The sequence below is a fragment of the Amycolatopsis sp. WQ 127309 genome (assembly GCF_023023025.1).
GTDB lineage: Bacteria > Actinomycetota > Actinomycetes > Mycobacteriales > Pseudonocardiaceae > Amycolatopsis.
Map to the genome: position 1 here is coordinate 5,784,422 of NZ_CP095481.1, position 22,981 is coordinate 5,807,402.

The 22,981-nt window shown below is 70.3% G+C and carries 25 protein-coding genes; 17 read left to right on the top strand and 8 right to left on the bottom strand.

Annotated features, from left to right (window positions below; genetic code table 11):
• Nucleotides 1–231: 231 nt before the first annotated feature.
• The 6 genes from MUY22_RS27300 (at nucleotide 232) to MUY22_RS27325 (ending at nucleotide 5,651) form a co-directional block, all read left to right on the top strand.
• Nucleotides 232–1,212 carry a heme o synthase gene (locus MUY22_RS27300; RefSeq protein WP_247049195.1) on the top strand — a complete coding sequence of 327 codons (981 nt, stop codon included), beginning with the start codon at nucleotides 232–234 and terminating at the stop codon, nucleotides 1,210–1,212.
• A gap of 5 nt (nucleotides 1,213–1,217) precedes the next feature.
• Nucleotides 1,218–1,805 carry a hypothetical protein gene (locus tag MUY22_RS27305; RefSeq protein WP_247049196.1) on the top strand — a complete coding sequence of 196 codons (588 nt, stop codon included), beginning with the start codon at nucleotides 1,218–1,220 and terminating at the stop codon, nucleotides 1,803–1,805.
• Entirely contained in the window at nucleotides 1,802–2,479 is a 678-nt protein-coding gene (locus MUY22_RS27310; RefSeq protein WP_247049197.1) for a hypothetical protein, read from the top strand. Before MUY22_RS27305 ends, MUY22_RS27310 begins: the two co-directional genes overlap by 4 nt.
• Before the next feature lie 102 nt (nucleotides 2,480–2,581).
• Entirely contained in the window at nucleotides 2,582–4,834 is a 2,253-nt protein-coding gene (locus tag MUY22_RS27315; protein WP_247049198.1) for an ATP-binding domain-containing protein, read from the top strand.
• A 10-nt stretch (nucleotides 4,835–4,844) separates the two neighbouring features.
• The gene (locus MUY22_RS27320) at nucleotides 4,845–5,405 is read left to right on the top strand and encodes an FKBP-type peptidyl-prolyl cis-trans isomerase (protein WP_247049199.1); all 561 of its coding nucleotides are present in this window, start codon (nucleotides 4,845–4,847) and stop codon (nucleotides 5,403–5,405) included.
• A 39-nt stretch (nucleotides 5,406–5,444) separates the two neighbouring features.
• Nucleotides 5,445–5,651 carry a cold shock domain-containing protein gene (locus MUY22_RS27325; RefSeq protein WP_247049200.1) on the top strand — a complete coding sequence of 69 codons (207 nt, stop codon included), beginning with the start codon at nucleotides 5,445–5,447 and terminating at the stop codon, nucleotides 5,649–5,651.
• Here MUY22_RS27325 and MUY22_RS27330 read toward each other — a convergent pair.
• Nucleotides 5,641–6,612: a quinone oxidoreductase gene (locus tag MUY22_RS27330; protein WP_247049201.1), complete on the bottom strand. Its 972-nt coding sequence runs from the start codon at nucleotides 6,610–6,612 to the stop codon at nucleotides 5,641–5,643. The genes MUY22_RS27325 and MUY22_RS27330 overlap by 11 nt on opposite strands.
• A 95-nt stretch (nucleotides 6,613–6,707) precedes the next feature.
• On the opposite strand from MUY22_RS27330, the gene MUY22_RS27335 reads away from it, so the two are divergent.
• Nucleotides 6,708–7,013 (top strand): hypothetical protein, encoded by a 306-nt coding sequence (locus MUY22_RS27335; RefSeq protein WP_247049202.1) that lies wholly within the window; start codon nucleotides 6,708–6,710, stop codon nucleotides 7,011–7,013.
• A complete protein-coding gene (locus tag MUY22_RS27340) occupies nucleotides 7,010–7,873 on the top strand; it encodes a RimK family alpha-L-glutamate ligase (RefSeq protein ID WP_247049203.1) in 864 nt (287 codons plus the stop codon). Before MUY22_RS27335 ends, MUY22_RS27340 begins: the two co-directional genes overlap by 4 nt.
• Here MUY22_RS27340 and MUY22_RS27345 read toward each other — a convergent pair whose 3' ends face one another.
• Nucleotides 7,874–8,056, bottom strand: a complete 183-nt coding sequence (locus MUY22_RS27345; RefSeq protein WP_247049204.1) for a hypothetical protein — start codon at nucleotides 8,054–8,056, stop codon at nucleotides 7,874–7,876.
• 197 nt (nucleotides 8,057–8,253) lie between these two features.
• Here MUY22_RS27345 and MUY22_RS27350 point away from each other — a divergent pair, with 197 nt between their 5' ends.
• Complete coding sequence (locus MUY22_RS27350) at nucleotides 8,254–9,447, top strand: hypothetical protein (RefSeq protein WP_247049205.1); 1,194 nt, start codon at nucleotides 8,254–8,256, stop codon at nucleotides 9,445–9,447.
• A 225-nt stretch (nucleotides 9,448–9,672) separates the two neighbouring features.
• Here MUY22_RS27350 and MUY22_RS27355 read toward each other — a convergent pair whose 3' ends face one another.
• From MUY22_RS27355 to mptB, 5 genes are all read right to left on the bottom strand, one after another.
• The gene (locus tag MUY22_RS27355; RefSeq protein ID WP_247049206.1) at nucleotides 9,673–10,590 is read right to left on the bottom strand and encodes an acyl-CoA desaturase; all 918 of its coding nucleotides are present in this window, start codon (nucleotides 10,588–10,590) and stop codon (nucleotides 9,673–9,675) included.
• A gap of 49 nt (nucleotides 10,591–10,639) precedes the next feature.
• Nucleotides 10,640–11,611 carry a heme A synthase gene (locus tag MUY22_RS27360; RefSeq protein WP_247049207.1) on the bottom strand — a complete coding sequence of 324 codons (972 nt, stop codon included), beginning with the start codon at nucleotides 11,609–11,611 and terminating at the stop codon, nucleotides 10,640–10,642.
• 229 nt (nucleotides 11,612–11,840) lie between these two features.
• Nucleotides 11,841–12,566 (bottom strand): ABC transporter permease, encoded by a 726-nt coding sequence (locus MUY22_RS27365; protein ID WP_247064159.1) that lies wholly within the window; start codon nucleotides 12,564–12,566, stop codon nucleotides 11,841–11,843.
• A 53-nt stretch (nucleotides 12,567–12,619) separates the two neighbouring features.
• A complete protein-coding gene (locus tag MUY22_RS27370) occupies nucleotides 12,620–13,546 on the bottom strand; it encodes an ABC transporter ATP-binding protein (RefSeq protein WP_247049208.1) in 927 nt (308 codons plus the stop codon).
• A 6-nt stretch (nucleotides 13,547–13,552) separates the two neighbouring features.
• A complete protein-coding gene (gene mptB / locus MUY22_RS27375) occupies nucleotides 13,553–15,184 on the bottom strand; it encodes a polyprenol phosphomannose-dependent alpha 1,6 mannosyltransferase MptB (protein ID WP_247049209.1) in 1,632 nt (543 codons plus the stop codon).
• A 143-nt stretch (nucleotides 15,185–15,327) separates the two neighbouring features.
• Between mptB and MUY22_RS27380 the strand changes: the two genes are divergently transcribed.
• The 7 genes from MUY22_RS27380 to MUY22_RS27410 are packed head-to-tail and all read left to right on the top strand — an operon-like array spanning nucleotide 15,328 to nucleotide 21,773.
• Nucleotides 15,328–16,167: a metalloregulator ArsR/SmtB family transcription factor gene (locus tag MUY22_RS27380; RefSeq protein WP_247049210.1), complete on the top strand. Its 840-nt coding sequence runs from the start codon at nucleotides 15,328–15,330 to the stop codon at nucleotides 16,165–16,167.
• Nucleotides 16,164–17,612, top strand: coding sequence for a Fe-S cluster assembly protein SufB (sufB, locus tag MUY22_RS27385; RefSeq protein WP_247049211.1), 1,449 nt, complete (start codon nucleotides 16,164–16,166; stop codon nucleotides 17,610–17,612). Before MUY22_RS27380 ends, sufB begins: the two co-directional genes overlap by 4 nt.
• Nucleotides 17,613–17,614: 2 nt before the next feature.
• The gene (gene sufD / locus MUY22_RS27390) at nucleotides 17,615–18,787 is read left to right on the top strand and encodes a Fe-S cluster assembly protein SufD (RefSeq protein WP_247049212.1); all 1,173 of its coding nucleotides are present in this window, start codon (nucleotides 17,615–17,617) and stop codon (nucleotides 18,785–18,787) included.
• A 32-nt stretch (nucleotides 18,788–18,819) separates the two neighbouring features.
• Complete coding sequence (gene sufC, locus MUY22_RS27395; RefSeq protein ID WP_247049213.1) at nucleotides 18,820–19,590, top strand: Fe-S cluster assembly ATPase SufC; 771 nt, start codon at nucleotides 18,820–18,822, stop codon at nucleotides 19,588–19,590.
• A gap of 43 nt (nucleotides 19,591–19,633) precedes the next feature.
• Nucleotides 19,634–20,935, top strand: a complete 1,302-nt coding sequence (locus MUY22_RS27400; RefSeq protein WP_247049214.1) for a cysteine desulfurase — start codon at nucleotides 19,634–19,636, stop codon at nucleotides 20,933–20,935.
• Entirely contained in the window at nucleotides 20,932–21,381 is a 450-nt protein-coding gene (sufU, locus tag MUY22_RS27405) for a Fe-S cluster assembly sulfur transfer protein SufU (RefSeq protein WP_247049215.1), read from the top strand. Before MUY22_RS27400 ends, sufU begins: the two co-directional genes overlap by 4 nt.
• A complete protein-coding gene (locus MUY22_RS27410; RefSeq protein ID WP_247049216.1) occupies nucleotides 21,378–21,773 on the top strand; it encodes a metal-sulfur cluster assembly factor in 396 nt (131 codons plus the stop codon). Before sufU ends, MUY22_RS27410 begins: the two co-directional genes overlap by 4 nt.
• Here the strand turns inward: MUY22_RS27410 and MUY22_RS27415 are convergent.
• Nucleotides 21,763–22,557 carry a DUF4184 family protein gene (locus MUY22_RS27415; protein WP_247049217.1) on the bottom strand — a complete coding sequence of 265 codons (795 nt, stop codon included), beginning with the start codon at nucleotides 22,555–22,557 and terminating at the stop codon, nucleotides 21,763–21,765. The two genes, MUY22_RS27410 and MUY22_RS27415, sit on opposite strands and share 11 nt — an antisense overlap.
• An 18-nt stretch (nucleotides 22,558–22,575) precedes the next feature.
• On the opposite strand from MUY22_RS27415, the gene MUY22_RS27420 reads away from it, so the two are divergent.
• Entirely contained in the window at nucleotides 22,576–22,908 is a 333-nt protein-coding gene (locus tag MUY22_RS27420; protein ID WP_247049218.1) for a YnfA family protein, read from the top strand.
• Nucleotides 22,909–22,981 lie beyond the last annotated feature (73 nt).

Here is a 22,981-nt window from a genome sequence, read left to right on the forward strand (position 1 = left end):
CGGGGTCATCTATCTCAATCGATCCCGAAGGGACGATATTCCTGCTCGCGACCCTGCGCAGGGGCAATCGCGGCCCGACCCGGCCAGCCTAGTGCTTGAGCCCGTCGAGGACCCGCGATCACCCACGGGATTCACCACGTCTAACATCGTTCGAGGGTTCAGACCGGCGGTTTTCAGCGGCACCACACGCCTCCGGCAACGGGCCCGCCCGAACCTGACGCAGGGAGTGAAATGTCGTTGGTGAACGCTGCGCACGGACGCAGTGAGGACACCAGCGCCGTGCACCCGACCGGTGATCGACCGCACGGTGACCGGCGAAGCATCCGCCAGGTCGTCGGCGCCTACGCCGCGCTGGCGAAGCCGCGGGTGATCGAGCTCCTCCTGGTGACCACGATCCCGGCGATGTTCCTGGCCGGCCGTCAGATCCCCTCGCCGTGGCTGGTACTGGCCACGCTGCTGGGCGGGACGATGGCCGCGGGCAGCGCGAACGCGCTCAACTGCGTGATCGACGCGGACATCGACAAGGTGATGAACCGCACGAAGCGGCGTCCCCTGGTGAAGGACTCGGTGCCGCGGCGCGGCGCGCTGATCTTCGGCTTGGTGATGGGCGTCGCCTCGGCCGTGGTGCTCTACTTCACGGTCAACCTGCTGTCGGCTGTGCTGGCCGTGGCCACGATCCTCTTCTACATCTTCGTCTACACGCTCGGCTTGAAGCGGCGCACGTCGCAGAACGTCGTCTGGGGCGGCGCGGCCGGCTGCATGCCGGTGGTCATCGGCTGGGCGGCCGTCACCGGCACCGTCCAGTGGCCGGCGTTCGTGATGTTCGGCGTCATCTTCTTCTGGACCCCGCCGCACACCTGGGCGCTGGGCATGAAGTACCGCGACGACTACGAGCGCGCGGGCGTCCCGATGCTCCCGGTCGTGGCCACCGCCCAGCACGTCGCCAAGCAGATCGTCATCTACTCGTGGGTGATGGTGGCCTGGACGCTGCTGCTGCTCCCGGTGACGTCGTGGCTGTACGGCACGTTCGCGATCCTCGCCGGCGGCTGGTTCCTCTTCTACGCGCACAGCCTCCAGGCCGCGGTCCGCCGCGGCGAGGAGACGAAGCCGATGGCGCTGTTCCACCGTTCGAACACGTATCTGATGATCGTGTTCGTGGCGCTGGCCGTCGACTCGGCCATCGGCCTGCCGACGCTCGGCCTCCCTTTCTGATCCTGGTGAGGCGCGCAGGCGTCGCGCTGGTCGTGATCGTCCTGTTCGCGGCGTTGCTCTACATCGGCGGCCGCAAGGTGTCGCTGGACCAGAACACACTGCTGGGCACCGGCTGCGCGATCCCTTCGCACGTCACGGCGGTCTCTTCGGCGCCCGACGCGGCCCCCGGTGGCGGCGGGATCCGCATCGCCGAGACGTCGTCGTCCGGCACTGTGCTGGAGAACACGAGCACCCAGGTCGCGTACCGCATCCCGGTCGGGCCGGTGGTGGTGCCGCTGCTCACCCCGGGAGCCCGCATCGGCGTGGCCGAGGTCGGCTCCGTCGGCCAGGTGACCTGGCTGTCGCCGGAGTCGTTGGGCGGCTTCACGCCGGTGACGGCCACGGTCGTCCCGGGCGGCGTCCGCTACCACTCGGCGAACTGCCGGGCGCTGACCAGCCGAGGCGCCGCGGTCCTGCACCGCGACGCCGCCGGTCGGATCGTGGGCGCGGAACGGTTGCCCGCCGATCGGGTGTCGTGTGCGCCGGGGGACCGGGAGCTGCCGGTCACTCTTGGGGCGGGTGTCGAGGTCTACCCCTACTGTGACCTCGGATGAGCAGAAACCGTGTGCTGGCCGTGCTCGGCGTTGTCGTTGTCCTCGCCGCCATCGTCGTCTCGGCGGGTGGCAAGCTGCCCTGGACCGGCAGATCCGCCTCGGACGACAGCTGTGACATCCCCGACCGGGCCCCCGCGAGCACACTGGCGTCCGCGCCGGGCGGGATCAAGGTCGTCGAGCAGGGGTTCAGCCAGAGCCCGTCCGGTCTGGTCAGTCTCGGGGCCATTCTGGAGAACACCAGCACCGAGGTCGCCCGCCGGATTCCGGTGCGGTTCCGGTTGTTCGACGCCGCGCACCACGAGCTTCCCGGACTGACGACCGGCGAGCTGAGCGTCGAGGTTCCCCTGCTCCTGCCCGGCCAGCGGATCGGTGCGGGAACTGGTGCCTACCGGCGGGAAATCCCCGTGGCCGGAGCCGAAACCACCGTGGGCCCGAACGCCTGGGTGCCGCGCGCCGCCGTGGGCAGTCTCGGGCCGGTCGGCGCCACCTACCTCCGGACTCTGCGCTTCTACCCGGACAACCCGGTCAGCGTGGACGTCCACTACCGCGAGACGTCCACGAACTGCCGGGCCCTGACCAGCCGCGACACCGCCGTGGTCTTCCGTGATCGCACCGGCCGGAGAACGGGAGACCTGGGTCGTCCCGTACGTCGGCGCTCCCGCCGCCGCCGATGACTCCCGCACCGAGGTCTACCCCTACTGCGACCTCAGGCCGGAATGATCCCGCCGTGGTCGCCGTTAAACTTGGCTGGCCCTTTTCCTTGAGGCGAAAGCAGGATGCTCTTGTCCGTCTCGCCGGACGACACACACGCCGCCGAGCTCGCTCGTGAGCAGGCGTACGTCACCACCCTCTACACCAAGCTCGACGCCGAACGCGTCGACGCCCAGCGGCGCCTCGACGAGACGCTGCGGCTGACCGGCGGCACCCCGCAGGCCCGCACCGAACGCGACGTCGCGACCACCCTCTACACCGACCGGCTCGCCCAGCTCGGCTCCGTCGAGCAGGGCCTCGCCTTCGGGCGGCTCGACTTCGTGCCCGGCAGCACGGAGGAGACCACCTACGTCGGCCGCCTCGGGCTGTTCGACGAGGACGACGACTACCAGCCGCTGCTGGTCGACTGGCGCGCGCCCGTCGCGCGGCCCTTCTACCTCGCCACCGCCGCGTCGCCCGACGGGGTACGCCGGCGGCGGCACCTGCGGTCGCTGACCCGCAAGGTCACCGGCTTCGACGACGAGATCCTCGACCTCGCCGCCGCCGACCAGGGGCAGGACCTCGGGCTCGCCGGCGAAGCCGCGCTGCTCGCCGCGCTCGAACAGCGGCGCACGGGTGAGATGAGCGACATCGTCGCGACCATCCAGGCCGAGCAGGACCGGATCATCCGCGCGCCGCTCGGCGGGGTCATGGTCGTGCAGGGCGGGCCGGGCACCGGCAAGACCGCCGTCGCGCTGCACCGCGCCGCCTACCTGCTCTACACCCACCGCCAGCAGCTCACGACCCGCGGCGTGCTCGTCGTCGGGCCGAACAGCACGTTCCTGCGCTACATCGGCCAGGTGCTGCCGTCGCTGGGCGAGACGGGTGTGCTGCTCGCCACCGTCGGGCAGCTCTACCCGGGCCTGGACGCCGACGGCGCCGAGCGGCGCGAGACCGCGGAGGTCAAGGGCCGGCTGGTCATGGCCGACGTCCTCGCCACCGCCGTCCGCGACCGCCAGCGCGTGCCCGACCCGGTGCTGGAGATCGAGTACGAGCACGACGTCCTCAAGCTCGACCGCAAGACCTGCACCGAGGCCCGGACCCGCGCCCGGCGCTCGCGGCGCCCGCACAACCCGGCGCGGCGCCTGTTCGTCTCCGACGTCCTCGACGCCCTGACCCGCCAGGCCTCGCGGAAGCTGGGGGAGGACCTCCTGGACGGTCAGGACCTGCAGGACATCCGCGCCGAGCTGGCCGCGGACGAGCACATCATCGCCGCGCTGGACGAGCTGTGGCCCGTGCTGACCCCGGAAGGCGTGCTCGACGACCTGTTCGCCGACCGCGAACGCCTCGACAGCGCCGCCCGGAAGCACCTGTCCGACGCCGACCGCGCGCTGCTGGAGAGCAGCCGCGACGCCGCGTGGACGCCCGCCGACGTCCCGCTGCTCGACGAGCTGGCCGAGCTGATCGGCGTCGACGACACCGAGGCCCGCGTCGAGCGCAAACGCCGTGAGCGCGAGGACCGCGCGTACGCCGAGGGCGTGCTCGACATCCTCGAGCAGGACGAGGAGATCATCGACGAGGAGCTGCTGCGCGTCTCGGACGTCCTGGACGCCGAGCTGTTCGCCGAACGCCAGGTGGAGCGCAGCGAGCTGACCGCGGCCCAGCGCGCGGCGCAGGACCGGACCTGGACGTTCGGGCACGTGATCGTCGACGAGGCCCAGGAACTGTCCGCGATGGACTGGCGGCTGCTCATGCGGCGCTCACCCAACCGGTCGATGACGCTCGTGGGCGACGTCGCGCAGACCGGCGCCGCGGGTGGCGCGCGGTCGTGGGGCGAGGTGCTCTCGCCGTACGTCGAGGACCGGTGGCGGCTCGAGCAGCTGACCGTCAACTACCGCACGCCCGCCGAGATCATGGCGGTCGCGGCGCGGGTGCTGGCCGAGGTCGACGCGGGCCTGAGCGCGCCGTCGTCGGTGCGGGAGAGCGGCGTCCCGCCGTGGTCCGCGCACCCGGCCGACCTCGCGGCGGAGCTGCCGGGTCTGGTGGCCGCGGAGCTGTCCGCAGTGGACGGTGGCACGGTCGCGGTGCTGGTGCCCGCGAGCCGGTTCGACGAGGTTTCGGGCCTGCTCGGCGCCTTCGACGAACGGCTGAGCGTGCTGACGGTCGAGCGGTCCAAGGGCCTGGAGTTCGACGCCGTGGTGCTGGTCGCGCCGGACGAGGTCGTCGCGGGTTCGCCGCGCGGGCTCAACGACCTGTACGTGGCCCTGACGCGGGCGACCCGGCGACTCGGTGTGGTCCGGACCGGTGACGAAGTACCGGCACTCTCCGTGCTTGGCTAGTCTCGCGGGCATGCAGAAAATCGGGAAGATCGTGGTCGTCGCCGCGGCGGCGCTGTCGCTGGCCGCGTGCGGCCAGGACACCAAGACCCAGACGGCCGCACCGGCGGGGCCGCCCGTTCCGTCGTCGTCGGCCGCGCAGGCGCCCCAGAGCAAGGGCCGCGAGTGCACCGCCGACGACGTCAAGTCGACGGGCAAGTTCGGCGAAGCGCCGACGATCACCATCCCCGACGACTGCGACCCGCCGAAGAAGCTGATCACGAAGGACCTGTCCGACGGCACCGGCAACGGCGCGAAGGCCGGCCAGGACCTGAAGATGAACTACACGCTGGTGACCTGGTCGAACAAGCAGAAGCTGGACAGCTCGTTCGACCGCGGCGAGCCGTTCGACCTGCAGCTGGGTGCGGGCCAGGTGATCCCGGGCTGGGACCAGGGCCTGGTCGGCATCAAGCAGGGCGCCCGCCGGCTGCTGATCATCCCGCCGGACCTCGGTTACGGCCAGGGCGGCCAGGGCATCCAGCCGAACGAGACGCTGGTGTTCGTCACGGATGCGGTCTCGGTCCCGGCCTCGTAGTCCCGGGTCCGTGGACACTCATCGCGGTCGCGTGCGCGAATGGCACGTCGATCACGGCTGGGGGTCGTCGAAGCACCGGGCTTCGACGACCCCGTCTGGGTGCACTATTCGATGGTCGACCCCGGCAGCCGCGGCGTCGGGCCGGGTGGGTTCCGGCAGCTGACCGTGGGCGCCGAGGTCGAGTTCACCGTCGAGCGCGCCGAGCAGGACGGGTTCCACTGGCGCGCGGTCCGGATCACGGAATGAGCAGCACCTTGCCGGTCGTCCGGCGGCCCTGAAGGTCTTCGTGGGCGCGCTGGGCGTCGGCGAGCGGGTACGTGCCGCCGATGCGGACGGTCAGGTCGCCCGCCAGGACCGCGTCGAACAGCTCCTTCGCGCGCCAGTCCAGCTCCTCGCGCGTGCGGACGTAGTGCACCGACGTCGGGCGGGTCAGGTACAGCGAGCCGCCCGAGTTGAGGCGCTGGGGGTCGAACTCCGGCACCGGGCCGCTGGCCGCGCCGAACAGCGCGAGCAGGCCGCGGACCTTCAGGCTCGCCAGGCTGGCGTCGAACGTGTCCTTGCCGACGCCGTCGTAGACGACGTCCACGCCTTCGCCGCCGGTCAGGTCGCGGACCGCCTTCGCGAAGTCGTCGCGGTCGTAGCGGATCACCTCGTCGGCGCCGGCTTCACGCGCGAGCTTCGCCTTCTCCTCGGTCGACACCGTGCCGAAGACCCGGGCCCCGCGCGCCTTCGCCAGCTGCACCAGCAGCAGGCCGACGCCGCCGGCGGCCGCGTGCACCAGCACGTCGTGGCCCGCCTTCACCTCGAACGTCGACGCGACCAGGTAGTGGGCCGTGACGCCCTGCAGCATGGTCGCCGCGGCCGTCTCGAGGGAGACGCCCTCGGGCACCTTCACCGCCACCGGCGCCGGAAGCAGCTTGCGGGCGGCGTAGCTGCCCAGTGAGCCCTGCCAGGCCACGCGGTCGCCGACCGCGAAGCCGTCGACGTCCGGGCCGACCTCGGCGACCGTGCCCGCGCCCTCCAGGCCCGGCACGAACGGCAGCTCCATCGGATAGATGCCCTGGCGCTGGTAGGTGTCGATGTAGTTCACCCCGGCCGCGGCGACGTCGACCAGCAGCTCGCCGGCGCCGGGGGCCGCGACGTCCACTTCGGCCGGTTCGAGCACTTCCGGGCCGCCGGTCTTCGTCACCTGCACTGCGGTGGGCATGCGTCCTCCTCGGGGGTCGGGCTTCTACCGGGGACAACTATGGCCGACGCCACGCTGTTCCGCGTTCCGGCGCCCGGCGTCGTATTGTTCGGGGCGTGGCTGAGGAAACCGAGGAAAAGACGACCCCGCCGACGTCGGCCCAGCTGACCGCGGCGCGCAAGTTCGTGAAGGCGCACGGCAAGCCGTCCCGCGCGGTGGTGGAGAACATCGGCCGCGCCGGCGCCCGGGTCGTGCTGGTCGGGGCTGACGGCGCGCTCGGCGACGTCGTCGTGCCGGCCGTCGCGACCGGCGAGGCGCTGGTCGAGGCCGTCGAGGACCTCGAAACCGCTTCGTGGGACGCGGAGACGGTGAAGGCCACCAAGATCGGTGCCGCGCACCGCCGCAAGATGGCCGGCCGGTGAGCCGCACCGCGATCCTCGTCGGCTGCGCCGAACTGCCCGAGGGCGACGGCGACGAGCACGCCGTCCCGGCGGCGCTGACCGAGCTGGGCTTCGACGTCTCGTGGGCGGCCTGGGACGACTCCCGCGTCGACTTCGCCGCGGCCGACGCCGTGATCCTGCGCGCCACCTGGGACTACCCGGAGCGCCGCAGCGAGTTCCTCGACTGGTGCGAGTCGGTGCCCGCGCTGTACAACCCGGCGGCCGTGGTGCGCTGGAACACCGACAAGTCGTACCTGGCGGAGCTGCTGGACGCGGCCGTGCCGGTCGTCCCGACCACGCTGGTCGAGCCGGGCTCGCCGGCCACATTCCCCAAGTCGGCGTATGTGGTCAAGCCCTCGGTCGGCGCGGGTTCCCGCGGCGCGGCCCGGTTCGACGCCGGCGCGGACGCGTCTTCCCACGTGGCTGCCCTGCACGCCGACGGCCACACCGCGCTGATCCAGCCGTACCAGTCCAGTGTGGACACCGAGGGCGAGCTGGCCCTGTCGTACTTCGGTGGCATCTACTCCCACGCCTTCGCCAAGAGCGCGATGCTCGGGTCCACAATGGACGACTCCGGGCTGTACCTGACCGAGCAGCTGGCGAAGGCCGAGCCGCCGGCCGACGCGATCGCCCTGGCGGAGGACGTCCTGGACGCGGCTTCGGCGCTGCTGGGCATCCTCCGCGCGGAGCTGCTGTACGCGCGGGTGGACCTGGTCCGCGGCGCGGACGGCAAGCCGTTGCTGCTGGAGCTGGAACTGACGGAGCCGTCACTGGGCTTCCGCCAGACGGACCCGGCCGCGGCGATGCGGTTCGCCTCGGCGGTGCGCCAGCAGCTGGCCTAGTCATCGAACAACCTGTACGGCGGCCAGCGCGAGTGCGACGACGGCCCCGATCACGGTGACGGAGATCGATCCGGAGACCAGGTAGAGCCCGCCGACTCCGGTCAGTCCGACTTTGATCACTTTGCGCAGGCTCCCGGAATCGTCACGGCGAGGCGAGGGTCGACGGCTCTCTTCATCGCTCACTGTACTGCCCCTCTCTATGGTGTACTAGTACGCACTGGCCTCCAGCGTGCCTCGTGAGAGCCGGGACCGGAAATGATCTTTGGTGGTGCGGAGATGTTTCTGTTTGTCGGAGCAGCGGGTTTCTCTCTTTGTTGCTGTTCGAGTTTTCCGCAGTTTGTCGATCTTTGTTCGGCCTTGGTCGGGGCGGAGGAGGCATCGTGAGGGCGCAACTGGATCAGGAGGGTCTGGGGACGCCCCCCGAAAAGGCTGCGCTGGGATCACTGGCCAGACGAAAAGACGGTGATTTGCTGGGAGCTCTCCGGCGCGCGATCGAATCTTCGTCGAGCGGTTCCGGTGCCATGCTCGGCTGTCTCGTTGAACCGACCGCTTCGCTGCCAGCGGCCTCGCCGGAGGCGCGCGCGCTGGCGATCTGGGGGCTCATCGTCGACGAGATCGGCAAGTTGAGCTCGGTGGTGGAGCGGCGTGAGCATTTCACCCTGCTGGCCGCATTTCGGCTCCCGCCGGTGCCGGACGGCAGCGTGAGCTGGGCGCCGACCCTCCAGGACCGGTTTCGTCAGCTGGCCAAGGTGCGTGGCCTGTTCGGAAGCAGGGAGCCTCTGTCGGACACACCGATGAACAGAGCCTGGGCGAGTGCGCTCGAGATGCTCTGCACCGCCGTGGTGCGCAAGCTCGCGCACCTCGAAGGGGAAGCCTGGTTGCCCTACGTGGAGGCGGGGCGATCGGCCACGGCTGGACCCTTGCCCGGAACCGGGAGTTCGGAGGGGGGCCGGGCTCCATCGGAGGGCGCGCAGCCGGTCTTCGTGGAGCGGATGATCGTCACGGTCGTGATGCATCGGCGTACGGCGTTGCGTCGCTTCACCAAACGAGTCATTGTGGCGCGTCAAGATGGTCTTGATGGTTATGACGTACACGCCGTGACCGGTTGGTCCGGAAATCTCATCGACATTCCCATCAAGGCCCTGTGGAACTGTCGTCTCGTCGCCTCGCCCGGCGCATACCCGGGCGCTCCTCTTCTGGCCAGACTGCGGTTCCGGCGGAAATTGCGGATGAACGAGTCCTACAGCTTCATCTCGGAGGCCGTTGACATGCGACTTGATGAAGAGCGGCGGTGGATCGGCGTGGACATCGACCACCATGGTGTGACTAGGGGGAGGTTCGAGAACGGCAAACCCGTCGCCGGGCTAACGATCCGCGTGAACTTCGACGAGGAATGCCTGCCTGAAGCCTGCTGGTGGTACGCGGAGCAGCTCGAGGCGGAGAAAGTGCGTAGGCCGCCCACGGGAGATCCGCGCCTACTCGACGTTGGCGATGGGTTCGTACAGCACACTTTCGAGAGCTACTGCCATCCGCGAGAGGAGTACGGGATCGCCTTCAGATGGCCCCGAACCTGAGTGAAGTGAAAGCCGCATCTGGCCGATGCGGCTTCCCCTTCCCTGGAGACATGACGTTGGATCAGTTGCCGGTGTTGCCACCGCCTTCTCCGCCGCCACCGCCACGATTGTGGTGATGTCGGTACACGCTTCCGTCTCCTTTATGGATTTGTTCAGCGGAGCACTACGCTCCACGAAAGGAGATTACCGTGTGTGTTTGCGGAGGCGTATGCACCGGGTGGAAGCCTAGACGCGCTTCGCGGCCAGCCGGTCCACCCGCGGCCACCGCACGTCGGTCGCCCAGCCGAGTTTCTCGAAGCCCCAGATCACCCGGGCCGAGACGTCCACCTGGCCCCGCAGCACGCCGTGCCGCGCGCACGTCGGGTCCGCGTGGTGGGAGTTGTGCCAGGACTCGCCCATCGACAGGATCGCCAGCGGCCAGAAGTTCGCGGCCTTGTCGCGGCTGGCGAACGGGCGCTCGCCGATCAGGTGGCAGATCGAGTTCACCGACCACGACACGTGGTGCAGGAACGCGATGCGGACCAGGCCGGCCCAGAAGAACGCCGTCACCGCGCCCCACCACGACCAGGTCAGCAGGCCGCCGAGGGCCGCGGGGAGGGCGAGGCTGAGCGTGATCCACAGCCAGAAGAACCGGTTGACGACACGCAGGTCCGCGTCCGCCACCAGGTCCGGGGCGAAGCGGTCGGCGTTGGTCACCTCGCGGCCGAACATCCAGCCCATGTGCGCGTGCCAGAACCCGCGCAGCAGCGCCGACGGCGACGTGCCGAACAGCCACGGCGAGTGCGGGTCGCCCTCGCGGTCGGCGAAGGCGTGGTGACGGCGGTGGCTCGCGACCCAGAAGATCACCGAACCCTGCACCGCCATGCTGCCCGCGACGGCCAGCACGATCCGCAGCGGCCGGCTCGCCTTGAACGCGCCGTGCGTGAAGTAGCGGTGGAAGCCGACGGTCACGCCCAGTGTCGCGAAGACGTAGAACACCGCGGCGAGGATCAGGTCGACCCAGGTCATGCCCCAGCCCCACACCAGCGGCACGGCCACGAGCAGCGCCGCGAACGGCACCAGCAGGAAAGTCTTGAGCACGATCATCTCGCCGGTGCCGCGGCTGTGGGAGATGAGTGGCTTGGGCGCGGAGCGCGTCGTCATGGCGCGAACCGTAGCCTGCCCGAGTTACAGCGGCGTGGCCGACTGTTGCTCAGGCGGTGGCGAGTTCCGGTTCGCTCGGCGCGGCCGTCAGGGAGACGACCGGACCGCGGTCGCGGCTGCCGGTCCACAGGGACGCCGTCGCGACGATCACCGTCATCGCGCCGAGCACGTGGAACGACACCATCGCCTCCGGCACGCCCAGCGCGTACTGCAGCGACCCGAGCCCGCCCTGCGCGAGCGCGACCACCCAGACCCAGGTGTAGCGCTGCCACAGGCTCTTCGGCGCGCCGGCGCGCACCAGCTGCAGGCCGAACACCGCGAGCAGCAGCAGGTAGGCGATGAGCAGCCCGCCGTGGATCTGGGCGAGCGTCTCGACCGAGACGGCGAGGCGGTGGGTGTTGATGTCGCCGCTGTGCGGGCCGGCGCCGGTCACCGTGGTGCCGGCCGCGAGCACGAGCCACATCACGACGGCGAGCACGACCAGCAGCTTGCGGCCCGACGCCGGGACCAGCGACCGAGCGGGCTCGTCGCCCTCGCGGAACGCGCGCAGCAGCAGGACGGCCAGCCAGACCAGGGGAGTGGTGGCGAGGAAGTGGATCGCGACGGTCCACCACTCGAGCTTCGCCAGCACGGTCATGCCGCCGACGACGGCTTGCAGCACGACACCGCCGGGCATCGTCCAGGCCAGCTTCACCAGGCGCTTGCGCGACGGGTGGTCGATCTGGACGCGCCACGCGGTGAGGACGGCGATCGCGGCGACGGCGATGACGACGCCGGTCAGCATCCGGTTGCCGAACTCGATCCACTGGTTGAGCGCGTCGATGCCCGAGTCGTGCTTCGGGACGAGGCTGCCGGCGACGCACTGCGGCCAGGTCGGGCAGCCGAGCCCGGACCCGGTGACGCGCACGATGGAGCCGGTGACGCCGATCAGCGCCTGCGCCAAGACCGCGGCGATCCCGACGGCCCGCTGGATCGCGGCGGAGGGATACGGCAGGCGGGCGACAAGGCTGGTGAACGGCACGGCATCGATGGTAGAGCGCCCCGGAATCCGGCTTTCGGCAGGTCCCGGCGCCCAGAACGGCGACGCGGGCACAAGGGACCAAGGTCACGTCCGGCCCGGGACGCGGCCCCCACCCTTCCCGGGGGGACGAGCCCAGGCTCAGTCTATCGCCGGTCACCGACGTTTCCGGCTCGTGGAGCCCGGCTGCCCGAAGTTGTCCACATCGCCCGAGCCGTGTGGACAAGTGGCGTCAGGTGAGCTTCGTGGTCCGCGAAGCCAGCGCGCCCGCCACCACCGCCCAGACCACCAGCACCACTATCGGCCCGAGCGCGAACGACCCGTCCACCAGCGCCGCGCGCATGCCCTCGGCCAGCGCTCCCGACGGCAGCAGCTCGACGACCACCGCCATCCCCGAAGGCAGCGCAGCCGGCGCCAGCAGGATGCCGCCCGCCAGCAGCAGTACGAACCAGACGATGTTCGCCAGCGCCAGCACGGCTTCCGCGCGCAACGCGCCGCCCAGCAGCACGCCCAGCGCACCGAACGCCAACGTCCCCAGCACCAGCAGCAGGACCGCCGAAGCAAGTCCGGAAACCGAGGGCGACCAGCCCAGGAACGCCGCCACCACACCGATCACCACGGCCTGGAGGAGAACCACCACCAGCGCGGCGATGAGCCGCCCCGCGACCAGCAGCCAGCGCGGCAACGCCGTCGCCGACAGCCGCTTCAGGACGCCGTAGCGGCGGTCGAAGCCCAGCGCGATCGCCTGGCCGGTGAACGCCGACGACATCACCGCCAGCGCCAGGATCCGCGGGGTGATCCAGTCCACTTTGGACGTCGAGCCGAGCTGGGACGCGGGCAGGATGTCCAGCAGCGACAGGCCGATCAGCAGGGCCAGCGGGATGAGCAGGGTCAGCAGCACCTGCTCGCCGTGGCGCAGGGTCAGGCTCGCCTCGACGCGCGCGTGCGTCCGCAGCATCCGCGTCAACGACCCGCGCCCGGGGGCGGGGGTGAAGGTGCCGGCCTCGAAGTTCACGCCCGCAGCTCCCGTCCGGTCAGCTCCAGGAAGACCTCTTCGAGCGTCCGCCGGCCGACCTGCAGCTCCTCCGGCAGCACGCCCTGCTGGGCGCACCAGGCGGTGACCGTGGACACGACCTGCGGGTCGACCGAGCCGACCACGACGTAGGTGCCCGGCGCCGACTCGCGCACGTCGTAGCCCTCCGGCAGCGCGGCCGTCAGCAGCTTGGTGTCGAGCCGGGTGCGGGCCTTGAACCGCAGGCCCGCGGTGCCGCTCTCGTCGATCGTCAGGGTGTGCGGCGCGCCGGACACGACGACCTTGCCGTGGTCCATGATCACCACGGTGTCGGCCAGCGCTTCGGCCTCTTCCATCAGGTGGGTCGTCAGCAGGACCGAGACGCCGTCGGCGCGCAGTGCGGCCAGCAGGTCCCAGACCAGGCGCCGGGCCTGCGGGTCCATGCCCGCGGTCGGCTCGTCGAGGAACAGCAGCTCGGGCCGCCCGACCAGCGCGCAGGCCAGCGAAAGGCGCTGCTGCTGGCCGCCGGAGAGGCGCTTGAACGGCGTCCGGCGCACCGAAGCCAGGCCGAGGATGTCCAGCAGCCAGGCGGGGTCCAACGGCGACGCGGCGCACGAGGCCACCAGCTTGAGCATCTCGTCGGCGCGCACGCCGGGGTAGGCGCCGCCGCCCTGGGGCATGATCCCGAGCCGGGGGCGCAGGGCGGCGGACTCGCGGTGCGGGTCGAGGCCGAGCACACGCACCGAGCCGGCGTCAGGCTTCAGGAAGCCTTCGCAGATTTCGACGGTGGTGGTCTTGCCGGCCCCGTTCGGGCCGAGCAGGGCGAGCAGGCCGCCGCGCTCCATGTGCAGGTCGAGACCGTCGACCGCGCAGGTGGAGCCGTAGCTTTTCACCAGCCCGGTGATCTCGACGGCGGGGGCACTCACATCGCGTCACGATACGGCGTCGGCCTGCGCGGGCAGCCGCGGGGACGGCCTGGAGAGCAGGACGGGCGCGAGACGCCGCACGACGAGCATGCCCGCGCCGCACACGACGATCGCCGCGACGTAGGCGAACGGCAGCACGTACGGGCGGCCGTCGAAGGTGCTGCCGGTGGGCGGGAGCAGGAACGGCAGGGCGGCGGACAGCACCGTCGCGGCCACCCGGAACCGGGACGTCCCGGCGGCCGCGGCGAGCGGGATCACCGCCCACAGCACGTACCAGGGCTGCAGGTTGATCTGCAGGATCATCACCGCGCCCAGCGAGACGCCGAGGCCGATGATCGGCCGGTAGCGCCACTTGAAGCTGTCCCAGAGGAACTTGAAGGTGATGGCGACGGCGACGAGGTAGCCGAGCGCGCCGAGGATCGGCACCAGCGCGTTGGTGTGGTTGCCCAGCCCGAGCGCGATGCCGAGCACCCCGGACAGGTTCGCCAGCTCCGCGGTGGGGGAGATCCAGGCGCGGACGAGGCCCGGTGTGTTGAACGTCGCGCCGACCCAGCCGAAGCCGAGCCCGGAGCCGAAGCAGACGACGGCCAGCACGACGCCGAACCACGCGGCCATCGGCGCCCCGGCGAGGAACAGGTCCTTCAGCCTGCCGTGCCAGCGGCGCGCGACCATCACGGCGAAGAACGGCAGGGCGAACACCGCGGGCACCTTCACCGCCACGCCGAGCGTGATGATCGCGACGCCGAGCCCTATGTACAGCAGCTCGCCCGGCGCCAGCGGTGGTGGCGTGTCGCCCTTGACCCGGATCGGCAGCCGCCGGATGCCCACCTCCAGCCCGGCGAGCATCAGGCCGATGGCCAGCGCGTCGTTGTGGGCGCCGGCGACGAAGTGGAAGATCAGCAGCGGGTTGAGCGCGCCCAGCCACAACGCGGTCGCGGGCTGGACGCCGAAGCGGCGGGCCAGCCGCGGCAGCGCCCAGACGATGAGGACCACCCCGGCCAGTGCGAGCACGCGCTGCAGGAGCACGCCCAGCGCGATGCTCTGGCCGGAGATCGGCGCGAGCCAGCCGCCGAGGCGCAGCACCAGCGGGCCGTACGGCGCCGGCGTCTCGCGCCACATGTTCGACACGCCCGCGGTGAACGGGTCGGCGACGCCGAGGGCCTGCGCCGGGCCGAGGGTGTACGGGTCCATCCCGCGGTGCACGATCTCGCTCTGCGCGAGGTAGCTGTAGACGTCGCGGGAGAACAGCGGCGGGATCACCAGCAGCGGCAGCACCCACAGCGCGATCGTGCGGGCGAGCTGGCCCTGCGACGCGAGCCGCGCGCGGTCCGGGCGGGCGAACTTCCCGAGCATCAGCCAGCTGAGCACCAGGATGCCCATGCCGGAGATGGCGATGGCCAGCGACACGGTGGGGATGCGGGTGAACAGCCGCAGCACCGGGATCTCCTGCACCGGGTTGATCACCGGCGCGGCGCCGGCGCCGAGGGAGCCCAGCGCGAGGAAGAGGGACCCGACCGTGCCGAACCGCCGGACGACGTTCAGCGCGCGCCGCTCGTCACCCTCCAGGGGGAGCGGCACCCGGGGCTCGACGGGCGACAGCGTCACCGGATGCGCACTCCCGGTGACGATGTCCGCCACTTGCCGGTCCTGCCGTGCAGGATGTTCACCCAGTTCGCCCACAGCCACGGGAGCCAGGGTATCGCCGCCGGTGCGGCGTGAGTCGGGTCACTGCCGAAGACCCCGCCTTTGCCGTCCGCCGGGAAATAAGACACACTTGTGTTGTGAAAAAGACGGCGGCAGCGGACCAGGTGGGTGGCGACACGCCCCGCACCGCGGTCAACGCCGTCCCGTCGCAGGTCAGCGCCGAGGGCAAGACCCGCAGTGAGGTCGCCCGGCTGCTCCTGGAACAGGGTCCCATGACCGCCGTGGTCGTCGCCGAGCAGCTCGGGATCAGCCCGGCGGCCGTCCGCAGGCACCTGGACGCGCTTCTCGCGGATGGCGAAGCCGAGACCCGGGACGCGCCGCGGCGCGGACCCCGTGGCCGGGGTCGTCCGGCCAAGCTCTTCCTGCTGACCGAGGCCGGTCGCGCCCGGTTCGGGCACGCCTACGACGACCTGGCCGTCTCCGCCATCCGCTTCCTCGCCGAGCACGCGGGCGAAGACGCCGTACGCGCCTTCGCCGAGCGTCGCGTGGCGTCGCTGGTCGAACCGCACCGCCTGGCGATCACCGGATCGAGTGATCCGGCGGCGCGCGCGGAGGCCTTGGCGACCGCGCTGACCAGGGAGGGCTACGCTGCGTCGACCCGTCAAGTAGGCGCCCCGGCAGCCGGTCAGAACGTCGGTGCCCAGCTCTGCCAGCACCACTGCCCGGTCGCCCACGTGGCCGCGGAGTTCCCGCAGCTGTGCGAGGCCGAAACCGAGGCGTTCGCGAAGCTGCTGGGCACCCACGTCCAGCGGCTGGCGACCATCGCACGCGGTGATTCCGCGTGCACCACCCACGTACCCGCTTCGGCGGGTCAACCGGCCCATCCCGAGCCGGTCAGCACAAAGCCTTCGAGGGCGGCGGAGCCGCTGCCCTCCGGGCGCACAGCACGGATCCCGAATGGAGGGAAACCCGCATGACTGCCGCTGCCGAGCAGCGCACTCCCACCACCGCGCCCTTGAGCCAGGAAGAGACCATCGAGTCCCTGGGCAAGTACGCGTTCGGCTGGGCCGACTCCGACGTAGCGGGCGCCAGCGCCCGTCGCGGGCTGAACGAGGATGTCGTCACCGACATCTCCGGGAAGAAGTCCGAACCGGAGTGGATGCGCGAAGCACGACTCAAGGCGCTCAAGCTCTTCGAGAAGAAGCCGATGCCCAACTGGGGCGCGGACCTCTCCGGGATCGACTTCGAGAACATCAAGTACTTCGTGCGCTCCAGCGAGAAGCAGGCCACGAGCTGGGAAGAGCTGCCCGAGGACATCAAGAACACGTACGACAGGCTGGGCATCCCCGAGGCGGAGAAGCAGCGCCTCGTGGCCGGTGTCGCGGCCCAGTACGAGTCCGAGGTCGTCTACCACTCGATCCGCGAGGACCTCGAGAAGCAGGGCGTCCTGTTCCTGGACACGGACACCGCGCTCAAGACGCACCCGGAGCTGTTCGAGGAGTACTTCGGCTCGGTCATCCCGGCCGGCGACAACAAGTTCTCCGCGCTGAACACGGCGGTGTGGTCCGGCGGTTCGTTCATCTACGTGCCCAAGGGCGTCAAGGTGGACATCCCGCTGCAGGCCTACTTCCGGATCAACACCGAGAACATGGGCCAGTTCGAGCGCACCCTGATCATCGTCGACGAAGACGCCTACGTGCACTACGTCGAGGGCTGCACGGCGCCGATCTACCAGTCCGACTCGCTGCACTCGGCGGTCGTGGAGATCATCGTCAAGAAGGGCGCCCGCTGCCGCTACACGACCATCCAGAACTGGTCGAACAACGTCTACAACCTGGTCACCAAGCGCGCCAAGTGCGAAGAGGGCGCGACCATGGAATGGATCGACGGCAACATCGGTTCCAAGGTGACCATGAAGTACCCGTCGGTCTTCCTCATGGGCGAGCACGCCAAGGGTGAGGTCCTCTCGGTCGCGTTCGCGGGCGAGGGCCAGCACCAGGACGCGGGCGCCAAGATGGAGCACCTCGCGCCGTACACCTCCTCGACGATCGTGTCGAAGTCGGTGGCGCGCGGCGGCGGCCGCACCTCGTACCGCGGCCTGGTCCGCGTGGCGAAGCGGGCGCACCACTCGCGCTCCAGCGTCGTGTGCGACGCCCTGCTGGTCGACACGATCTCGCGCTCGGACACCTACCCGTACGTGGACATCCGCAACGACGAGGTGTCCATGGGCCACGAGGCCACGGTGTCCAAGGTCAGCGAAGAGCAGCTGTTCTACCTGATGTCGCGCGGCCTCGACGAGGCCGAGGCGATGGCGATGATCGTGCGCGGGTTCGTCGAGCCCATCGCGCGTGAGCTGCCGATGGAGTACGCGCTCGAGCTGAACCGCCTGATCGAGCTCCAGATGGAAGGGTCCGTCGGCTAGTCATGTCGGTTACCGAGAACAACGTTTCCGAGGCGATCCGCGAGGGGGCGGTCATTCCGGCCGCCTCCCGCGCGGAGCGCTTCACCTCCTACGACGTCGAGGCCTTCGAGGTCCCGGGCGGCCGTGAGGAGAACTGGCGCTTCACGCCGATGAAGCGGCTGCGCGGCCTGCACGACGGCAGCGCGCCCGCCACCGGCGAGATCACCCTCGACCTCGACGCCGCCCCCGAGCTGACCATCGAGACCGTCGGCCGCGACGACGCGCGCCTCGGCCAGGCCGGCGTGCCGAGCGACCGCATCGCCGCGCAGGCCTACTCCTCGTTCACCAAGGCCACCGTCGTGACGGTGCCCAAGGAGACGAAGGCGTCCAAGCCGTCCGTGCTGCGCATCCACGGCCCGGGCGAGGGCAAGGTCGCCTACGGGCACCTGCAGGTCCGCGCCGAAGCGTTCGCCGAAGCCGTCGTCGTGCTCGACCACGTCGGCTCCGGCACCTACGCCGACAACGTCGAGTTCGTCATCGGCGACGGCGCCAAGGTCACCGTGGTCAGCGTCCAGGACTGGGCCGACGACGCGGTGCACGTCTCCGAGCAGCACCTGAAGCTGGGCCGCGACGCCGCGCTGCGGCACACCGTGATCACCCTGGGCGGTGACCTGGTCCGCGTCTCGCCGACGGCGACCTTCGCCGACAAGGGCGGCGACGTCGACATGCTCGGCGTCTACTTCGCCGACGGCGGCCAGCACCAGGAGCACCGCCTCTTCGTCGACCACGCGGTGCCCAACTGCAAGTCGCGCGTGGGCTACAAGGGCGCGCTGCAGGGCGAGGGCGCGCACACGGTGTGGATCGGCGACGTGCTGATCCGGGCCGCGGCCGAGGCCACCGACACCTACGAGTTCAACCGCAACCTGGTGCTCACGCCGGGGGCGCGCGCGGACTCCGTGCCGAACCTGGAGATCGAGACCGGCGAGATCGAAGGCGCCGGCCACGCGAGCGCGACGGGAAGGTTCGACGACGAGCAGTTGTTCTACCTGCAGTCGCGCGGGATCGCCGAAGAAGCCGCCCGCCGGCTGGTCGTGCGCGGGTTCTTCCACGAGATCCTGGTGAAGATCGACGTCCCCGAGGTGCGCGAGCGCCTCGAAGCCGCGATCGAGGCCGAGCTCGAAGCCGTTGGCGCCTGACGCCGTCCACCGCAGACTTTAGGAAACGAAGAATGGCTACCCTGGAAATCAAGGACCTGCACGCCTCGGTCAACACCGACGAAGGCGCCAAGGAGATCCTCAAGGGCGTGAACCTGACGATCAAGTCGGGCGAGACCCACGCGATCATGGGCCCCAACGGCTCCGGCAAGTCCACCCTGTCCTACGCGATCGCCGGTCACCCGAAGTACCAGGTGACCTCCGGCGAGGTGCTGCTCGACGGCGAGAACGTCCTCGAGATGAGCGTCGACGAGCGCGCCCGCGCGGGCCTGTTCCTGGCGATGCAGTACCCGGTCGAGGTCCCCGGCGTCTCGATGTCCAACTTCCTCCGCACCGCGGCCACCGCGGTCCGCGGCGAAGCTCCCAAGCTTCGCCTGTGGGTCAAGGAGGTCAAGGAGGAGATGGGCAAGCTCGAGATCTCGCAGGAGTTCGCCGAGCGCTCGGTCAACGAGGGCTTCTCCGGTGGCGAGAAGAAGCGCCACGAGATCCTGCAGCTGGCGTTGCTCAAGCCGAAGTTCGCCATCCTCGACGAGACCGACTCCGGTCTCGACGTCGACGCCCTGCGCGTCGTCTCCGAGGGTGTCAACGCCTACAAGGCTTCGAGCGAGGTCGGCGTCATGCTGATCACGCACTACACCCGGATCCTGCGGCACATCACGCCGGACTTCGTGCACGTCTTCGCCGGCGGCCAGATCGTCGAGTCGGGCGGCAAGGAGCTGGCCGACGAGCTGGAGGAGCACGGCTACGTCAAGTACGCCGGCAAGCCCGAGCCGGCCGCGCTCTGACGCTTTTCCCAGTACTACACCGAGAACGAGAGGAGTCGGCCCGATGACCACCACCTCGGCCAGCTCTGTTCCCCTGGACGTCGCCGCGCTGCGCGCCGACTTCCCGATCCTGTCGCGCACCGTTCGCGACGGGAAACCCTTGGTGTACCTGGACTCCGGGGCGACGTCGCAACGCCCGACGCCGGTGTTCGACGCCGAACGCGATTACGTCTTCACGTCGAACTCCGCCGTCCACCGCGGTGCGCACCAGCTGTCCGAAGAGGCCACCGACGCCTACGAGTCCGCGCGCGCCAAGGTCGCGGAGTTCGTCGGCGCCGACCCCGAGGAACTGGTGTTCACCAAGAACGCGACCGAGGGCATCAACCTCGTCGCGTACTCGATGAGCAACGCCGCCACGGCCGGTCCGGAAGCCGCGCGCTTCCGGGTCGGCCCGGGCGACGAGATCGTCATCACCGAGATGGAGCACCACGCGAACCTCGTGCCGTGGCAGCAACTGTGCCAGCGCACCGGGGCCACGCTGAAGTGGTTCAAGGTGACCGCGGACGGTCGGCTCGACCTGTCCGATGTGGACGAACTCATCACCTCGAAGACCAAGGTCGTCGCGTTCGCGCACCAGTCGAACGTGCTCGGTACGGTCAACCCCGTCTCGCTGCTCGTCGAGAAGGCGAAGGCCGTCGGCGCGCTGACCGTGCTCGACGCCTGCCAGTCGGTGCCGCACTTCGCCGTCGACTTCCACGCGCTGGGCGTCGATTTCGCGGTGTTCTCCGGGCACAAGATGCTCGGCCCGTCGGGCATCGGTGTCCTCTACGGACGTACCGAGCTGCTGTCGGCGATGCCGCCGTTCCTCACCGGCGGGTCGATGATCGAGATGGTCCGCATGGAGGGCTCCACCTTCGCTCCGCCGCCGCAGCGGTTCGAGGCGGGCGTGCCGATGACGTCGCAGGCCATCGGCCTCGGCGCGGCCGTCGACTACCTCTCGGCCATCGGCATGGACCGGATCGCGGCGCACGAGCACGAGCTCGCCGCGGCCGCCCTCGACGGCATCGGGGCCATCCCGGGCGTCCGGATCGTCGGGCCCACCGACTTGAAGGACCGCGGCGCGACCGTGTCGTTCGTGATCGACGGCGTGCACCCGCACGACGCCGGCCAGGTGCTCGACAGCCTCGGCATCGCCGTCCGCGTCGGCCACCACTGCGCGTGGCCGCTGCACCGCGCGTGCGGCGCGCAGGCGACCGTGCGGGCGTCGTTCTACCTGTACAACACGCTGTCCGAAGTGGACGCCCTGGTCGCGGGTGTTCGCGAGGCCCAGAAGTTCTTCGGGGTGGCCCAAGAGGTGACACAGTGAACCTGGAAAGCATGTACCAGGAGATCATCCTGGACCACTACAAGCGCCCGCACGGCCGCGGCCTGCGGGACCCGTTCGACGCCGAGTCGTTCCAGGTCAACCCGACCTGCGGTGACGAGGTGACGCTGCGGGTCAAGCTCGACGACGGGAAGGTCGCCGACGTCTCCTACGACGGCCAGGGCTGTTCCATCAGCCAGGCCTCGACGTCGGTCATGACGGACCTGGTCGTGGGGCACACCCTCGAGGAAGCGTTCACCACCATGGACGCCTTCGTCGAACTGATGCAGGGCAAGGGAAAGGTCGAACCGGACGAGGAAGTGCTGGAGGACGGCATCGCCTTCGCGGGCGTCGCCAAGTACCCGGCCAGGGTCAAGTGCGCCCTCCTCGGTTGGATGGCCTTCAAGGACGCCGTCGCCCGGACCACCAGTGGAGTTGAGAAAGCATGACCGAAGAGACCGCCACTCGTGAGGGGCGCACCGCCGCCGACCTCGACGCCGAGACCACCGCGACGCAGGACATCGAGCTCGCGAAGCTCGAGGACGTCGAGGAGGCCATGCGCGACGTCGTCGACCCGGAACTCGGGATCAACGTCGTCGACCTCGGCCTCGTCTACGACATCCGCGTCGAGCCGGACAACAGCGCGACGATCGACATGACGCTCACGTCGGCGGCCTGCCCGCTGACCGACGTCATCGAGGACCAGACGTCGGCCGCGCTGACGTCGGGCGGCCTCGTCAAGGACTTCCGGATCAACTGGGTCTGGATGCCGCCGTGGGGCCCGGAGAAGATCACCGAGGACGGCCGAGAGCAGCTGCGCGCCCTCGGCTTCACCGTCTGACTTTCGTCGCATCGAGCGGGTCACCCTCCGGGGTGGCCCGCTTTGTGTATAACGACTTATATCGCGCGTGCCAGGTCAGCGCGTAGACAACGAGGGCGACGGCGAACCCGGTGCAGGCGCCGGTGGCGAGCAGGTAGGTCGCGTTGCCGACGACGCCCGCGCGGGTCATCGGGTCGTGGTGGGCCAGGAACGGCAGGACGCTCGTCAGGACGCCGGCCAGCGCGCCGGCGAGGAGGAGCGCCACCACCGGCCCGCGGTGGCGAGTGGCTCTCGGCGCCGGTTTGGTGGGCGCGCCGCGGTACCACTTCCGCAGCCACCAGCCGAGGATCCCGGCCCCGGCGATCGTGCTGACGAGCTGGATCAGGCGTCCGACGTCGACGCCGGTGACGAGCGGGATCCGCAGGAACGGGAACCCGTCGTTCTCGTGGGTGAAGGCGTCCCAGCCGACGTGCGTGGCGGCGCCGATGACCAGCGACAGGGCGATCCAGCCCGGTCGTTTCCAGCTGAAGTCGCGGGGGAGCCGTTCGGCCAGGGCTTTCGGGGCCAGGGCCAGCAGGGGCCGCTTCAGGACGACCTGGAAGAGCGCGAGGATCACCAGCGCGAGGAGCGGGTCGAGCCAGAGGACCGAGGTCAGCTCGTGGGTCTTGGTGAGGCCGACGCCGGGAAGCCGTGGCACGAACCAGAAGACGTCCGGCGCGACGGACCCGGCGACGAGCGCCGAGGACACCAGCGGCCGTCTCGCCAGCGGGAGCACGGCGGCGGGATGACTCAGCGTGAACGGCACGGGAGCTAGTATCCCGGTGTGCTCCTGCGGTCGATCCTGCTGTTCCTCGCGGCGGCCGTCTTCGAGATCGGCGGCGCCTGGCTGATCTGGCAGGGCGTCCGCGAACACCGCGGCCTGATCTGGATCGGCGGCGGCATCGTGGCGCTGGGCCTGTACGGCTTCGTGGCCACCCTCCAGCCGGACGCCCAGTTCGGCCGCATCCTCGCCGCGTACGGCGGAGTCTTCGTGGCGGGCTCGCTGGCCTGGGGAGTGGTGGCGGACGGCTACCGCCCGGACCGCTACGACGTCATCGGCGCGCTGCTGTGTCTCGCGGGCGTCGCGGTGATTATGTACGCGCCGCGGACGGGGTAACGCTGTCCACTGTGTCCCGATAGATCTTCGTGACCGAACCCGCTTTCCCGCCCGCACCACCGGCTCCGCCGAA

Coding starts and splice junctions, on each gene's coding strand:
- MUY22_RS27315 (WP_247049198.1), top strand. CDS start 2,582: ATGCTCTTGTCCGTCTCGCCGGACGACACACACGCCGCCGAGCTCGCT.
- MUY22_RS27300 (WP_247049195.1), top strand. CDS start 232: ATGTCGTTGGTGAACGCTGCGCACGGACGCAGTGAGGACACCAGCGCC.
- MUY22_RS27310 (WP_247049197.1), top strand. CDS start 1,802: ATGAGCAGAAACCGTGTGCTGGCCGTGCTCGGCGTTGTCGTTGTCCTC.
- MUY22_RS27320 (WP_247049199.1), top strand. CDS start 4,845: ATGCAGAAAATCGGGAAGATCGTGGTCGTCGCCGCGGCGGCGCTGTCG.
- MUY22_RS27410 (WP_247049216.1), top strand. CDS start 21,378: ATGACCGAAGAGACCGCCACTCGTGAGGGGCGCACCGCCGCCGACCTC.
- MUY22_RS27365 (WP_247064159.1), bottom strand. CDS start 12,566: ATGCTGCGGACGCACGCGCGCGTCGAGGCGAGCCTGACCCTGCGCCAC.
- MUY22_RS27330 (WP_247049201.1), bottom strand. CDS start 6,612: ATGCCCACCGCAGTGCAGGTGACGAAGACCGGCGGCCCGGAAGTGCTC.
- MUY22_RS27400 (WP_247049214.1), top strand. CDS start 19,634: ATGACCACCACCTCGGCCAGCTCTGTTCCCCTGGACGTCGCCGCGCTG.
- MUY22_RS27325 (WP_247049200.1), top strand. CDS start 5,445: ATGGCACGTCGATCACGGCTGGGGGTCGTCGAAGCACCGGGCTTCGAC.
- sufB (WP_247049211.1), top strand. CDS start 16,164: ATGACTGCCGCTGCCGAGCAGCGCACTCCCACCACCGCGCCCTTGAGC.
- MUY22_RS27355 (WP_247049206.1), bottom strand. CDS start 10,590: ATGACGACGCGCTCCGCGCCCAAGCCACTCATCTCCCACAGCCGCGGC.
- sufD (WP_247049212.1), top strand. CDS start 17,615: ATGTCGGTTACCGAGAACAACGTTTCCGAGGCGATCCGCGAGGGGGCG.
- sufC (WP_247049213.1), top strand. CDS start 18,820: ATGGCTACCCTGGAAATCAAGGACCTGCACGCCTCGGTCAACACCGAC.